The 15,532-nt window shown below is 49.4% G+C and carries 9 protein-coding genes; all 9 read right to left on the minus strand.

From position 1 onward, the window contains the following. Positions 1-8: 8 nt before the first annotated feature. Positions 9-3,494, minus strand: a complete 3,486-nt coding sequence (locus CWB99_RS06285) for an ATP-binding protein (protein ID WP_138550278.1) — start codon at positions 3,492-3,494, stop codon at positions 9-11. Positions 3,495-3,705: 211 nt separating this feature from the next. Beyond that, positions 3,706-5,832 carry a two-component system response regulator gene (locus CWB99_RS06290; RefSeq protein WP_138550279.1) on the minus strand — a complete coding sequence of 709 codons (2,127 nt, stop codon included), beginning with the start codon at positions 5,830-5,832 and terminating at the stop codon, positions 3,706-3,708. A gap of 117 nt (positions 5,833-5,949) precedes the next feature. Then, positions 5,950-7,788, minus strand: a complete 1,839-nt coding sequence (locus tag CWB99_RS06295) for a GGDEF domain-containing protein (protein WP_138550280.1) — start codon at positions 7,786-7,788, stop codon at positions 5,950-5,952. Next, positions 7,785-8,672 (minus strand): hypothetical protein, encoded by an 888-nt coding sequence (locus tag CWB99_RS06300; RefSeq protein WP_138550281.1) that lies wholly within the window; start codon positions 8,670-8,672, stop codon positions 7,785-7,787. The genes CWB99_RS06295 and CWB99_RS06300 overlap by 4 nt, the downstream gene beginning before the upstream one ends. Before the next feature lie 308 nt (positions 8,673-8,980). After that, positions 8,981-9,997, minus strand: a complete 1,017-nt coding sequence (locus CWB99_RS06305; RefSeq protein WP_138550282.1) for a M48 family metallopeptidase — start codon at positions 9,995-9,997, stop codon at positions 8,981-8,983. Next, positions 9,997-11,070, minus strand: a complete 1,074-nt coding sequence (locus CWB99_RS06310; protein WP_138550283.1) for a YjgN family protein — start codon at positions 11,068-11,070, stop codon at positions 9,997-9,999. Before CWB99_RS06310 ends, CWB99_RS06305 begins: the two co-directional genes overlap by 1 nt. Positions 11,071-11,255: 185 nt before the next feature. Then, positions 11,256-11,426 (minus strand): hypothetical protein, encoded by a 171-nt coding sequence (locus CWB99_RS23990; RefSeq protein WP_164488164.1) that lies wholly within the window; start codon positions 11,424-11,426, stop codon positions 11,256-11,258. Between the two features lie 424 nt (positions 11,427-11,850). After that, positions 11,851-14,484: a methionine synthase gene (metH, locus tag CWB99_RS06315; protein ID WP_138550284.1), complete on the minus strand. Its 2,634-nt coding sequence runs from the start codon at positions 14,482-14,484 to the stop codon at positions 11,851-11,853. Positions 14,485-14,495: 11 nt separating this feature from the next. Further along, on the minus strand, positions 14,496-15,518 hold the full coding sequence (locus CWB99_RS06320) for a homocysteine S-methyltransferase family protein (protein WP_138550353.1): 1,023 nt from the start codon (positions 15,516-15,518) through the stop codon (positions 14,496-14,498). Positions 15,519-15,532: the final 14 nt, after the last annotated feature.

A 15,532-nucleotide genomic window follows, 5' to 3' on the forward strand; every position in this document is an offset into this window, starting at 1 on the left:
TCAATCCGCTAGTTTTCATTGCTTTGTTTTGACGCAGACGACGCAGTGAACACGTCTTCTTGCAGCACCTGCTCCAGTACCAGATACTGAGCTTCAATGTTGTCGACCAGTGTGCCGTAGTCGGTCCCATCTTCATGGCTGGCGCCTTCTTCCAGCTTGGCCAGTAACTGGGTCAGCCGCTGCGCACCTATGTCTGCACTTTGTCCGCGCAAGGCATGGCTGATCTGCTTAACCTGACCATGGTCTTGTTTATTACAGTGCTCCTTCAGAGATAACAATTTCTGGGGGGCTTTATTATAAAACAGCATACAAATTTGCAGATACAGCTCGGCGTCACCTTGCAAACGTGCAATGGTGCCATCTACATCAAGCACTTTCCCCGTCAGCTCAGGCGCCTGCTCAGCCTCCTGAGCTGCTACACTCTGTCCTGAGGGACTTGATGAAGGCATATCGGCGGGCTGATGTGATGGATAATGCCTTTTTGGCTGTTGGTATGACTTAAACTTAGACAATACATCAAATAGCAGTTTGGGCTGTATCGGCTTAGTCACGTAGTCGTCCATGCCCGCAGCCAGGCACCGTTCGCGCTCACCAGACATCGCATTCGCCGTCATCGCAATAACCGGGATATGCCGAAAAGACTCTCCCCCTTTTCCCTCCCGAATCAAGCGCGTTGCCTGATAGCCATCCATGGTGGGCATATTGCAGTCCATTAAAACGGCAAATACAGGCTGGTTGTTTTTTTCAGAGTTTAATAGCGCGCTCAATGCCTCGTGGCCCGATTGGCAGGTCACCACATGGGCATGGATCCCCTGCAGGATCCCCCGGGCTACTTCCCGGTTGATCTGATTGTCGTCTACAATCATCACAGTTGCACCGCCCAAGTCGTTCTGCTCAGTACATTGCATGCTGGGTACCATGACCTGGTGCTGATTTTTTAGCATCTTAGCAATCGCATCCTGATCAAAGACCGACAAAAAAGCCCCCAAACGGATAGGTTTAACCAGTTTAGCTAAACAGCCCTCTGTAACATTCTGATGCGTAAACTCGCTATACAGTACTATGGCTCGCTCATACATAGGGGTATCGACCAGGTTCTGCACATGGGGATGGTCGTGGTCAACCACGACAAACTCACCATCGCGCTCCACCACAATACCGCCATATTTACCTATCACATGCACAAGATAACTGCGCTCGCGGGCGTCTTCTACATGAAGCTCGAAACGCCGACCATCCAGCGTATTTTCATGAGGCTTAGGCTTGGCCGTATCCAGTGCAAATGGCAGGGTAAAATAAAACTTGCTGCCGACATTTTTCTGCGACTCAAAGCCGATTTCTCCGCCCATTAATTCACACAGATTCTTGCAAATCGACAGGCCCAGTCCGGTGCCACCAAACTCTGCACTGACACCACTGTCTTCTTGAGTAAAGGCAGAGAAAATTTTATGGTGATTATGTTTATCTATTCCAACCCCAGTGTCTTCCACGGTTACAGTGAGGTTCACCTTACCCTCTTCCTGCGTAGTCTGAGCACGTACGCAGACGCCCCCCTTACTGGTAAACTTGATGGCATTGCTCACCAAATTAAAGACGACTTGCTTAATCCGCCCGGCATCTCCCGCCAGCTCAACAAAGTCAATGTCTGTTACATCCACCACCAGGCTCAACTGTTTCTCATAGGCTTTTAGCGAAATGGAAGTGACAACATGCTCTACCACTGAAATAGGATTGAGAGGCTCCTGTTCCAGTTCCAGCTTGCCGGCCTCAATTTTTGATAAATCAAGAATATCGTTGATCAAAGAGGCCAGTGTCGAGGAGCTGGTTTCGGTCATCTCAAGATAAGACAGCTGTTTTTTGGTCAGTGGTTCGCGGCGAATGAGATTAAGCGTGCCCAAAATACCATTCAGTGGTGTGCGCATTTCGTGGCTGATGGTAGAGATAAAGGCACTTTTTACCGCCGAAGCTTTCACCGCCTTCGCCTTCTCTGCTTCCAGCTCAGCTGTGCGTTCTTTGACCTGCCGCTCAAGGCCTTCATTAGCACTTTTAACTTGCTGTTCACTAAGCTTTTCTTTGGTTGTGTCACGGCCAAATAAGGTTATCCCAACCAGTTGGTTATCGGGACCACGTACGGGTGAAACGGTAAAGTTAACATGTCGGATCTGCTCTTGTAGCGTGTAGCTTTCGTACCAATCGGTGCTTTTTGTGCCGTTTTCATTTTTAAAATATGTCACGGCATCCTGCAAACGATCCATAGGTAATTCAATCAAGTCGGTGATGTTGTGCTGCCGCTCGCTGGCCGCCAGGCTGGGGAAAATCAGCAAAGACGCACTATTGTAAGTCTGTACATTCAACTGAGTGTCAAAACTGATGATAGGCTCATCCGCCCCGTCAATAATAGACTCATACACCGCCTTATCTTCCTGATACTGCTCACGATTACGATAAAAAAGTACAATACCGCCCATAAATAACAGCAGCACCAAGGTGACCACAGCCAGCAGCATGTAGCTTGACAAACGTCGCTCATTTAATAACGTAGCAGCCTGCTGCGGCAAGGCAATGGCGGTAATAAACATTTCGTGCCCAGGCCCCTGATAACCACTGTTTAACTCTCGCTGTATGGCAACCTGCATTACCGAAGTACCATGTTTTGCAACACCGTCAACACGCCCTTTTGCTGTGCTGTGTAACTTAAAGTCATCATCAAACAGCCTGGGCCTGGCCAGATCCCGGGTATAATGAAACACCGGTTCCGGGCCATAAATATAGTGTCCCTGATGATCGGTCAGGTAATATTCCCCGGTATCACTATTGAGTAAATCAATCAGCTGCCGGGCACTGGAATTCAGCACCAATAAACCAAACAGATCGTTTTCTGCATCAAACAACGGCATGGCAATGCGCAGTACAGGAGTAAACGGACGCTGCACTTTGTTATTCTCAAAATTCAGGGAAATACGCGATGCAAAGTGCATTTCTTCGGACAAGTCCAGGGTTTCCTGAACATAATCTTTATTCGATTTATCCTGCAGTTTGGCTTCAGGAATTCGCTCTACCTTGCCACGTCGCCGGTCAACCCGAACAAACTCCCGCCCATCTGGCATAATGATCCGCAGTTGCAGTAGCTCGGAGTTGTTATGAATAAGAGAGCTAAAAATGGTGGCAATGCGTGTTTTCCACAGTTCAATGGGCTGATTGTCCTTTGGATCAACGCCATTGTTTTTCAGTGCACGAGCTATGCCCGGAAAAGGCGGGGTATCTTTCAAAAAGTGCAGGTAGCTTAAATCAGCCCGATAGCGCTGCTCAAATTGTTCTGCAATGTGCGCCGTATTTAGTTTGAGCTGACTTTCTACTTCAAACTGTACTTCACGTTGCAGCTTGCGTTCAAAGAAAAACACCGCCAGTGCAACTAACAATAGCAAAAACAGGCTGAACACGCCTGCAAACCAACGCGTTTGATTACCTTGTTTTGCTGACAGGATCCTTATCATAGTCTGACCTTTTCCCCTGTATACAGGGTGTTCTCTAATGGTTTTTTACCGATGTCAGCTTGGTCATAAGCCTGCATTGACTAGCCTTTGACCGAAAAAATAACTTTAAAAACAGCTGCTACATCCAAACTATAGTCTATGGTGCACACTTTACATGACTCCCGTAAAGACTTTTCACTTTTAGCTGGACCGTGTTTAGCCTTACCCGCTATCACCCTGACTTGGCACCCGCAGCCAAATTGTGCTCAGCAAACTCATAGGCCGCCTGACTATCGAGTGGTCGGGCATATAGATATCCCTGTGCCACATCACAGTTAAGGCTGCTTAGTTCAGACAACTGAGAGTGTGTTTCGACCCCCTCTGCAACCAGCTTCAGGCCCAGTGCCTGAGCCAGCAAAACAATGGTCTGCACAATGCCAAGGCTCTGCTCGTCAGTGCTCATATCCATAATAAATGCCCTGTCTATCTTGAGCACATCAAGCGGAAGCGATTTCAGATAAGATAAACTAGAATAGCCGGTGCCAAAGTCGTCTATGGCAATACTGACTCCCATGTTAGACAGTGCTAACAGCGTCCGTCGCGTCTGCTCAAAATCTTCAATCAGGGCACTTTCTGTGACCTCCAGTTCCAGCATCCTGCTCTGCACCAGACTTGCCTCCAGGCACTCTACAACATGCTCGATAAATTGTTCATCACGGACTTGCTGCGCAGAGACATTAACACTCACTTTAAGATCTCCGCTCAGTGTCACCAACTGGCTGGCAAACTCACAGCTTTTTTGCAGCACCTGATGACCCAAAGTATCAATCAGACCTATCTCCTCAGCAAGCGGGATAAATTCTAGCGGTGAAACCAAACCGCCACTGTCGTCTTTCAATCGTACCAACGCCTCAAAACCACAAATTTTCCCAGACACTATCTCAACCTGAGGCTGAAACAGCACGATTAAGTTGTCTTTTTCCAGGGCATCACGTAACAGCTGCTCCAACTCATGGCGTTTCATCAGTTCAGCTTCAAGCTCTTGCGAAAAAAAGCACACAGTGTTTCGCCCCTGATTTTTAGCTCGGTACATGGCCACATCGGCATGGCGCATCATGACCTCTTCCTCATTCGCATCCAGCTCCGTCATGCTCACACCAATACTGACCGAAATCTGATATTCCTTTTGCTCCAGCATAAAAGGCTCTTTAAAGCTGGCAATCAGGTTACTGGCGACTACAGCCACATAATTGACGGAGCGCACTTCTTCTAAGACCAACACAAATTCATCACCCCCAACGCGTGCCAGTGTCGCGTTAGGATCAATCACCGACTCCAGCCGTTTTGCCACTTTCTTGATTAATTCATCGCCCAGAAAGTGGCCCAGCGCATCGTTAATGTATTTAAAATGGTCAAGATCAATGAGTAACAGCGCAGTGTAAGTGTCGGAGGCCTCGGAACAGGTAATGGCATGCTGTAACCTATCGTGCAGCAAAATACGATTAGGTAATCCGGTCAGCTGGTCGTTATTGGCCAGAAAGTTCATTTTAACCGCCATCGCCACCGATTCACTGACATCATGAAACACCATAATGGCCCCGATAATGGTGTTGTCTTCATCGCGAATAGGCGCAGCAGAATCCTCAACCCGGTAAATTTGCCCCTCACGGCTGTGCAGCTGACAGTTGAGTGCCATCGCCACATTGCGTTTTTCTTCCAGTGCCATCACGGCGGGGTTCAAAGAGCGGCTTTGTGACGATGCATCACGCAAATCGAGAATTTCCTCAATGTGCTTTCCTACAGCATAGCCTGCGGCGTACCCGCTAAGACGCTCGGCGATGGGGTTCATGTAGGTGATCACGGCCTGTGTATCTGTCGCTATTACGGCATCGCCAATGGAATTGAGTGTGACTGCCAGACGTTGTTTTTCCTGATAAAGCGCTTGCGAAGTACGCTCCAGATTTTGCTGATAGGCCAGCATGGCCAGCTGGTTATAGACCCGCATTCGGCAGGTTCTCAGGTCTAAGGGTTTAGGAATATAATCGGCGCCCCCTTCAGTGAGCGACTTAAATTCAATGTCGGGGTCACGGCTGGCGGTGATAAAAATAATGATATAGTGGGCAGTGTCCGGGTCGCTTTTGAGCATACGGCAAATATCTACACCGTTATACTCGCCCATGTCGATATCAAGCAAGATCACATGCGGCTTTACTTCTTTTATCAAGGTCACTGCATAACTGGCTTCAGAAGTTGAAAACACCTCACCTAAATCACTCACGGCTTTTTTGATGATCAAAATGCTGCTGGGATCATCGTCAACAATCAGTATTCTGGGGTTGTCCGGCAAATTAAGTATCACAAGTTAGTCATCTATATTTCCCTTATCTACACAGCATAGACTAAGCTCGCCAGTTTAAAACCCCATCTTTCAACTACCGCAATATTTTATTCTTCACCGCCCTTTGACTAAAAAGAGTTACCCGGCAAGTTTTGTGCTGCTTACGGTAAATGCATCCAAATTCTGTTGCAATTGCTGTAACGTCATACCCAGAGGCTGGGCTGGCAGGTTCAAGCCTACCCAGGCATTACGGCCACCATGTTTAGCCCGATACAGGCAATTATCCGCCAACTCCAACACCTGCTCCCAGCTGCCAAGCTGCGCCTCGGCCAATCGTAAGGGGAAAGCGGCAAAACCAATCGAGCAGGTGCAGCTTAGCGGCTGACTGTCCTGGCAAAACGAAAACTGTGCCACCGCATTGTGAAGCCGCTCCACGACCTGCTGTGCGGTTAACATATCGGTCTGGGGCATCACCAATAAAAACTCCTCTCCCCCCCAGCGAACCAGCTCGTCCTGCTCTCTCAACTCTTTTGTAACGACCTCAGCAAATTGCTGTAACACCAGATCGCCCGTTGCATGGCCATAGCTGTCATTGATCTGTTTAAAGAGGTCGATGTCTATCAGACAAAAAATTGTGCTCTGCGATGCACTGCGCGCTTGTGTCAGGAGTTTATCAGCCTCACTGAAGAAGTAGTGCCGATTGTGCAAACCGGTCAGGCTGTCGGAGTAGCTCAGAGCTTGCAATTGGCGATTTCGCTCGTCCAGCTCAGCCGTTCTTTGTTTTACCTGCTCCTCAAGCAACGACAGGTAACGTTTATTCTGCCATCGCCAGTATAAGAACCCCAATAATGCCAATGCCAGGATCAGTAACAATGCGCCACGTTGCTGGGCCAGGCGGGTGTTTTCAAGAATTTGTTGGTGGCGAAAGATCTCTTGGGCCTGCAAGGCATTGTCTTTCTCCAGCAAGCTCAGTTGCTGCTTTTGCGTTGCCAGTGCGTACTGTGATTCCAGCTGTAGCAACTTGTTGTTACGCTTTTGAAAGTTAAGCGCATCTTTGGTCAGTGCGTAGCGTTTCAGATATAGGTGGGCCAGCTGATAATCACCCAGTTGTACATAGGCATTGGATAATACAAACTGCAAGTCGGCCTGCTCTTCCAAAAACCGCGTTGCAAAAGTTGCTTCTAACGCTGGCATGGCCGTCTCCAGGGTTTGCTGAAAATCGCCCGACTGCAGCCAGGCCATGGATTGCAATAGCTTAAAACGGATCTTCATTCTTTGATTGCGAATGAGTGTGTCGCTTTGCGCGACCCGATTGAGGATAGGCTGTGCCTGCTGAAAGCGACCAAGTTTGAGCAAGGCCCAGGCCCGTACCAGATACAGTTTATCGACCAACTCTGGGGCGCCAGCGACGACCAGGTCATCGGTATGCAGTTCAGCCACCGCCTGATGATAGCTCCCCAATAGCACATACAAGTAGCCTTGCCATAACCGGTGCTCTAAAAGCAGTAACTGAGCAACATAGGGCATGGTCTGAGCATGATTGTTCAACTGGGTGATTAACTGATGCACATCATCCAAAGAGCGCTGTGCATAGTTATAGCGCTCAAGGTCCATCTCTAACTTGGCAATGGCCAGTCGGCTTTGTGCCATCAACGCCAAATCATTTCGCTTAATGGCTAGTTGTAACGCATCGTTGTGCAATATCAGGCTCTGCTGATAGTCACCATACTGTTGACGGATCTGGCCTTCGAGCAACAAGGTTTGCGCAACAATTTCCAGCGCGTCTATCGCCTGTGCATCGCGTCGCAATGCTCTTAGTTCAGGTAATAGCGAGAGGTCAAAGTCACTTTTTAGGGTATCACTTAGTTCGGCCAGCGACTTTTCAAGTACACTGGGTGACGCCAGCTCAGTTGCTGCGGTACACACGCTGAACACCAAACACAGTAGCCAGCCTGTCAGAGCGCCCAGGCGAGTCATGGTCTGGACTCCTGCGGCAACATAGCGCGATTGATGACGCTCCAGTCTCGCACCTTACTGTTAATAAACCCTGATTCTGTCAGCGCTTTACGGATCACTCCTCGGCGCCTGAGCTCTTTCAGGCCGCGGTTTAGGGCTGCAAATATCTGTGCGCCTTCGGGGTGGCGCTTACTGACAATAAAGTGACGTGAGTCTGGCAATACCATTTTCACACCTTCTATGGGCACATAGTCGCGCCCTTCAAACACCAGCTGTAAAGACTCACTCACACTAAAATTTACCAGCATGCCATCAACGATGTCGGTTTCTACCATGTTAAGCATGCTTTCCCATGGGCCAATAAAGCTCACCAGGTTCATTTTACTGTTCGTCAGGGCATGCCAGTCTACCCGCCAACGAGGGTTGGCCACCAGCGTCAGTTGTTCAAGCCCATCCGGTGTGGTCTGGTGCAGCGCCTGATTACGTTTTGCGACATATATACCGGCTTCGTACTCTCCGAATTTGACGACCGGATCACTGACATACACTGAGCCACGATAATTAATCACATCTTCATGCCAGACGGTACGCGCCAGGATCAGGCTCTCTCCGGCTATCATGTCTGTGAATTCGAGGATATTGACTGAGGGCTTAGGGTTGAACACCACTTCCCGGGTTTCGCCACCCAGGAACAAGGCTTGCTGCAGCAGCACCATTTCGATGATTTCAATGTGAGAGCCCTGCGTGGATGGCCGAAAGTCGGTTATGTCAAGCACCGAGCGGCCCTGTAAAAATGCCTGATAACGCTGAGAAAAATTCTCACTGCTGATGATATCAACAATCAAAGGGTTGTGGGCTTTGGCACATTGCGACACAACGAGCAATAACAACACCAAAAACTTCATTTGCCTCCCCAGCACACAGATCAATCACAGCATCCTCTAGTATACAGGAAGGAGCGAACATAAGTTAACCTGAAAATAACAAAAGATAAGCACAATGCCGTAAAAACACGCTACAAATCGCCTTTTTTAGAACAATAATAAAGGGTTAAAAAAGATTTAACGAGTTCATTTAAAAGTCTGATGTTGTACTAAAGACAATGCGTGCATGGCAAAGCAAAAAAGAAAAAGGCCTCACTGAGGCCTTATAAAAATCTCGGTTTCGATGTGCAAACAGACGCTCATCAATAGCAAGTTGTATTGTCTCTCTATCAAGGAGATGGGGTGTAACTTCTGGCGTGCTCAATGCGCTCCTGCAAACTGGGGTGCGTAGACAGGTACTTTAACCAGCTTTGCTCATGTTCCTCACCAAGTTCGGCAAGTGACTCCAGTGCCTGAGCAAAATGCTCACCGCTGTAGCCCAGACGATGAAGCTGTGCCAGCGCATAATTATCTGCTTCCCACTCCATATTTTGAGAAAATTGTAGATCCAGCAGGGCACTACCCGACCCCAATACCACCTCTGCAACTATGTCCATGTCACCCACCAGCATGGCAATGGCAATACTGGCCACCGCCGCCTGAGATGCCAGACGTACACTGTGCATACGCTCTACGTGACCTATCTCATGCAACAGAATGGCTCTGAGCGCATCAGGATTGTCGGCCAGTAGTCGCGCCAACTCATCAGTCACGACGACCTGCCCGTGTGGCAGGGCAAAGGCATTGGCGCCAAAATGCTCAGAGCGATAGACATCAACACGATATTTCTGTGCTGACAGATCAAGCTGAGACACTGTATCTAACCACAATTGCTCAACGGCAGCCTGCTCTTTCTCAGAGAGATCCGAGGGCAACAACACAGTACGCTCAATGAGTGCCATTGATTGCTGGCCCATTTGCTCCACAACCGCATCTGGCACGGTCTGTACGGCAGTCACCGCAATCCCGGGTACCAGTTTAAAGAGCAGAGCATAGAGCAATACAGGTGTCGCTACCAAGGCACACACGATCAGGACCAGATTGGATTCAAGTTTGGCCAGTAGCGAACTTTTACCTGACTGAAACGACCAGCGATGTGCCACGTCCAGCGGCACAAAACGTGCCCCGTCTGTGAAGGTCAGCTCGCTGGCCTGCCCAGGTAAGTGGGCCGACACCTGAAGCGTCTCAACCGAACTTTCGCACACACACTCATCGTCCGCGTAAACGGCAATGTGGCTGTCATTGAGCCGGGCAATGGCTTCTTGCACCCGGCTGCTGTTTGGCTGGTAAAAGTATCCCCGGATCATCAGGTCAACGAGATATCAACGTCAAACACATTGGCGGCTTCTTCAGCAAAGGAAGATTCAGCCTGCTGCGCCGTATCCAGCACCTGGTCTGCACCTGGCAGCAACACCACCTGAGTCGCCTCAGCCAGCGCCCTGACCTTACGCACTTTTGCCCAGGGGAATGCCAGGCCTGCGGTCAATACAATCGCAGCTGCGTTGGTTGCCAGGATCAAGGCATAACGCTGCGGTGCCAGAGTTGATTTAAATTCTGCAACCTCGTCAATTTGCGCATTGTTCAGAATATGATTGCGGATCAGCGCCTGGTAGATACCTTGCAATGCACTAATCACAAACAAATACAGAGGTACAATCAGGAACATGCCAAAGTTAACCGCTCCCAGCTCATCAGGGTTAATGTTGATACCACCTACCAGGCTAAATGCGAGACCCAGCAACATCATCATCAGTATGCCCAGTAACATCACCAGTAATGCGGCTGCATAGTATTCTTTGCCTTGTAATTGCACTTGTACCGGCTTATCACCATAGCGAATATTACTGTGAATGTAGGCATCAATACGCTTGAGCACCCAGGGCATCAACAGATACAAGGTAAAAATACTAACAAATGGTAGCACCACAAAGTTCACCATCGCCTCGCCATAGCTGCCTCTAAAGGCAAAGCGAATATTACGATAACGGGTCATACGCATGCTGAACTTCAGACCCTGATTGATCATCCAGGGCACCAATAGTGCCAGTGCAAATGCCATCATCGCGCCCACCAGCGGAAAATAACTTGATATCATACTGTAGATAACGAACAGGCCTACGGCGAGCAAACGACCTTTGAGTATCTGAATGGGCGTAGCGAGATAGTCAAACCTGTGCCCGTCTAATAAGGTATGACCGTAAAAGTACTGCTTAGTCCGTACCGTCGCCCAGGCTGAGTAGATACCCAGTGTCACCAGCGTCAGTAACAAGTTAACAATCCAGATACCAAAATATTCTTTGCCGTTACCGGTGAATAGCAGTTGGGATGGTGTAGATTGGCTGCCCGGTTCGGCAGCAGTGGTGGTAGAAGTCGAGTCCATTGTTGGCTTCCTAATATCGTTTTTCTTTCGTTTTCACACTTTTGACGTCTTCATGGCGGAATGTCCCCATGAAAACTACGGGAAGGTACATTAGAAAAGCAATCAGTGCAACGTATAAAAACAAAACGCCGACGTAACTTGTCAGTTACCTCGGCGCTGTGTCTGAGTTGATAGGCTTGTTTTACTTAGCAAGCACGTGTCAACCAGTTCAGGAAGTGACGGGCTTCGCTGCCACTTGAAAATTGCGTTTGTTTGCGGCCTGTGCCATCAGCAAAAACGACTTTTGATTTGTTCACCGAAATTGAGCGAATTGGTTGCTCAACACGGATCTCTGTTCCGTTGTATGTATAAGACATAATAAAACTCACTTTTATAATGCGCAGCCTGAGGGCTAACGCTTTAGACAATAAACGAGCTTTATGACAGTTTGATACCAAACCTGAAAAAAACTGCGAACAATTTTTCGACACTTTTGAGTCAACAAACCGAAGCGCTTCAAAGGAAATGGTACTGGCGATCTTAATATCTGCATTCACAACGCCCCCGACTGGGGTAACTGCAGTGGTATATCGCCTGACTATAATAAGCTCTACTTGTAATTTTTAATGCGGGCTTACTGGATCAAGGCAAGAGGGCATTACTTCTATGACGCTTTAAATCAGAAGTTATTTAAAGCAAGGGAGTAATAATATCGAAAAAGTAACTTAATGCAAGCAAAACTTACTGACTTTTTGCCTAAAAAAGCAAGGGTGCCACTTTGGCACCCTTCATATTGCATTATTACGACTGGGGTTCATACCCCAGATTAGGCGACAGCCAGCGCTCGGCTTCTGCCAGTGTCATATTGCTGCGTTTGGCATAGTCTTCAACCTGATCTTGTTGAATCGCTGCCACGGCAAAGTATTTGGAGTCCGGATGCGAGAAGTACCAGCCAGATACCGCCGCGCCCGGCCACATAGCATAAGAGCTGGTGAGCTTCATGCCAATGCGGTTTTCTACATCCAGCAACTGCCAGATTTTGTCCTTCTCGGTGTGCTCAGGACACGCCGGATAACCCGGCGCCGGACGGATCCCCTGATAGTTCTCGCGGATCAGTTCTTCATTACTGAGCTTTTCATCCTCAGCAAAGCCCCAGTATTGCTTGCGCACCTGCTCATGCAGGTACTCTGCAAAGGCCTCGGCCAGACGATCTGCCACGGCTTTCACCATAATTTTGTTGTAATCGTCCTGCTGCTGCTCAAACACCTCGGCTAAATCGTCCTCTTCCAGGCCACCGGTGACCGCAAACGCACCAAAATAATCAGGCGTGCCTTTCGGCGCGATATAATCGGCCAGACAGTAGTTAGGGAAATCCGTTTTTTCGGTTTGCTGACGCAGCTGACAGGATGTCAGCAGCACTTCACTGCGGTTCTCATCGCGATAGATTTCAATGTCATCACCCACCCGGTTAGCCGGGAACAGGCCAATTACGCCCAGCGGTTGTAAACTGCCTTTGGCAGTCAGTTCGTCGAGCATGGCATTGGCATCGGCAAAGAGCTTTTTCGCTTCCTCACCCACTACTTCGTCTTCAAGAATACGCGGGTATTTGCCCGCCAGTGTCCAGGTCATGAAAAAGGGCGTCCAGTCAATATACTCGCGTAAGGTGGCAATACTGACGTCTTTAAACTCAGTGATACCCAACTTTTTGGGTACCGGTGGCGTGTAATTGTCCCAGTCGAGCTTTACCGCATTGTCGCGCGCGCGGGCCAAAGTCACGGGCTTTGAGCGGGGCTTTTTACGCGCCTGCTGATCACGTACCTTAACGTATTCACTGGCGGTTTTTTCTAAAAAGCCCGGCTTTTGTGTGGCACTCAGTAAACTGGAAACTACGCCCACCGCACGGCTGGCATTGTTCACATACACCACACCCTTGTCGTATTGCGGCTCAATCTTGACCGCCGTATGCGCTTTAGAGGTGGTTGCGCCACCGATCAGCAGCGGGATCTCAAACCCACGGCGGGTCATCTCTTTCGCAACGTGCACCATTTCATCGAGCGAAGGGGTGATCAAACCCGACAAACCAATGGCATCGGCGTTTTCATCTATGGCCGTTTGCAAAATTTTCTCTGCCGGTACCATTACGCCCAAATCCACGACCTCATAGTTATTACATTGCAGCACCACACCCACAATGTTTTTACCTATGTCGTGTACATCTCCCTTTACCGTGGCCATGATGATTTTACCATTACTCTGACCGGCCTGTTTTTCCGCCTCAATGTAAGGGTCCAGATAGGCCACTGCCCGTTTCATCACGCGTGCAGATTTAACCACCTGAGGCAGGAACATTTTACCGGCACCAAATAAGTCGCCGACCACATTCATGCCATCCATCAGCGGGCCTTCGATCACTTCAATGGGTTTATCAAACTGTTGACGACAGGCTTCGGTGTCTTCTTCAATAAACTCAGTAATGCCTTTAACCAGCGCATGCTCCAGGCGTTTGGCCACAGGCCAGCTGCGCCATTCCTGATCTTCCGCTTTCTCAGCCTGTGCCATCCCCGAGTAATTAGGCGCTATCTCGACCAGACGCTCACCGGCACCGGGGTCAGTATTGAGGACCACATCCTCAACCGCCTTGCGCAGTTCATCGGGAATATCATCGTATACCGTCAGCTGACCCGCGTTGACAATGCCCATGTCCATACCGGCCTGAATGGCATGATATAGAAATACCGAGTGAATAGCTTCACGCACTGGATTGTTACCGCGGAATGAGAAAGACACATTCGACACCCCGCCCGACACTTTACAGTGCGGCAGGTTCTGCTTGATGCGTCGCGTACCTTCAATAAACTCGACGGCATAGTTGTCGTGTTCTTCAATCCCGGTTGCCACGGCAAAGATATTAGGGTCAAAAATGATGTCTTCCGGCGGGAAACCCAGCTCATCCACCAGAATGCGATAAGAACGCTCACAGATCTCAAACTTGCGGTCGGCCGTCTCGGCCTGGCCTGTTTCGTCGAACGCCATCACTACCACGGCCGCGCCAAAGCGCTTAATGATCTTCGCCTGGCGCTCAAACGGCTCGCGGCCCTCTTTGAGTGAGATAGAATTAACAATGGCCTTACCCTGAATACACTTCAGGCCTGCTTCAATCACTTCCCATTTAGAGGAGTCGACCATAATTGGCACGCGGGAAATATCCGGCTCTGAGGCAATCAGGTTCAGGAACTTAACCATGGCGGCCTTAGAGTCCAGCATGGCTTCATCCATATTGATGTCGATCACCTGGGCGCCGTTTTCCACCTGGCTGCGCGCCACATCCAGCGCGGCTTCGTAATCTTCCTCCAGGATCAAACGCTTAAAACGCGCCGAGCCGGTCACATTGGTTCTTTCACCAACGTTAGTAAAAATGGCTGTAGATTGCGTCATGTCAGTACTTCCTAATTAAGATTACAGGCTTCAAGGCCCGCCAGGCGCATTCTTACTTCAAGCTCAGGCAAAGTGCGCGGTGCCACCTGCTCCAGCCCTTTCATAAAAGCGCGAATATGGTCGGGTGTTGTACCACAGCAACCGCCCACAATATTAATAAAGCCTTCCTTACCCCAGTCGATGATTTCTTTTGCCATTTCAGGGGCTTCCAAGTCGTACTCGCCAAACTCATTTGGCAGGCCCGCATTCGGGTGCACCGACGTATAGGTTTCACACACCCGCGATAGCTCTTCAACATAGGCACGCAGCAGATCCGGTCCCAGCGCGCAGTTTAGTCCGATGGAAATCGGTTTGATATGACGGATAGAGTTGTAAAAGGCTTCGGTGGTCTGGCCCGACAAGGTACGCCCCGAGGCGTCGGTAATGGTCCCGGAGATCATCACCGGCAGGGTTATGCCAGTGCGCTCAAAGGCTTCTTCCACCCCATACGCCGCCGCTTTAGCATTCAGCGTATCGAAGATGGTTTCAATCAGGATCAGATGTGCACCGCCTTCAATTAAGGCTTCGGTCGACTCGATATAGGCCGCCACCAGCTGATCAAACGAGACATTGCGATAACCCGGATCGTTCACATCCGGTGAAATCGAGCACGTTTTAGAGGTTGGTCCCAGGACACCGGCCACATAACGCGGTTTACTCGGGTCTTTGGCGGTAAACTCATCACATACAGCCCGTGCCAGACGGGCCGATTCGACGTTGATCTCGCGGCTCAGGCTGGCCATATCGTAATCTTCCATCGAAATAGTGGTGGCGTTAAAAGTATTGGTTTCAATAATGTCCGCACCCGCTTCGAGATATTCACGATGGATCTGACGGATCACCTCAGGCTGAGTCAGGCTTAACAGGTCGTTATTACCTTTGATAAGGACATGCCAGTCTTTAAAACGCTCGCCCCGATAATCCTCTTCCTCAAATTTGTGCTTTTGGATCATGGTGCCCATAGCACCGTCGAGGATCAAAATACGCTGTTGCATGGCCGTTTTGAGTG

Origin of the sequence: Pseudoalteromonas rubra (assembly GCF_005887095.1) — a bacterium.
In the GTDB taxonomy this organism is placed as follows: domain Bacteria; phylum Pseudomonadota; class Gammaproteobacteria; order Enterobacterales; family Alteromonadaceae; genus Pseudoalteromonas; species Pseudoalteromonas rubra_E.

Coding starts and splice junctions, on each gene's coding strand:
- CWB99_RS06285 (WP_138550278.1), bottom strand. CDS start 3,494: ATGATAAGGATCCTGTCAGCAAAACAAGGTAATCAAACGCGTTGGTTT.
- CWB99_RS06295 (WP_138550280.1), bottom strand. CDS start 7,788: ATGACTCGCCTGGGCGCTCTGACAGGCTGGCTACTGTGTTTGGTGTTC.
- CWB99_RS06300 (WP_138550281.1), bottom strand. CDS start 8,672: ATGAAGTTTTTGGTGTTGTTATTGCTCGTTGTGTCGCAATGTGCCAAA.
- CWB99_RS06305 (WP_138550282.1), bottom strand. CDS start 9,997: ATGATCCGGGGATACTTTTACCAGCCAAACAGCAGCCGGGTGCAAGAA.
- CWB99_RS06310 (WP_138550283.1), bottom strand. CDS start 11,070: ATGGACTCGACTTCTACCACCACTGCTGCCGAACCGGGCAGCCAATCT.
- CWB99_RS23990 (WP_164488164.1), bottom strand. CDS start 11,426: ATGTCTTATACATACAACGGAACAGAGATCCGTGTTGAGCAACCAATT.
- metH (WP_138550284.1), bottom strand. CDS start 14,484: ATGACGCAATCTACAGCCATTTTTACTAACGTTGGTGAAAGAACCAAT.
- CWB99_RS06320 (WP_138550353.1), bottom strand. CDS start 15,518: ATGCAACAGCGTATTTTGATCCTCGACGGTGCTATGGGCACCATGATC.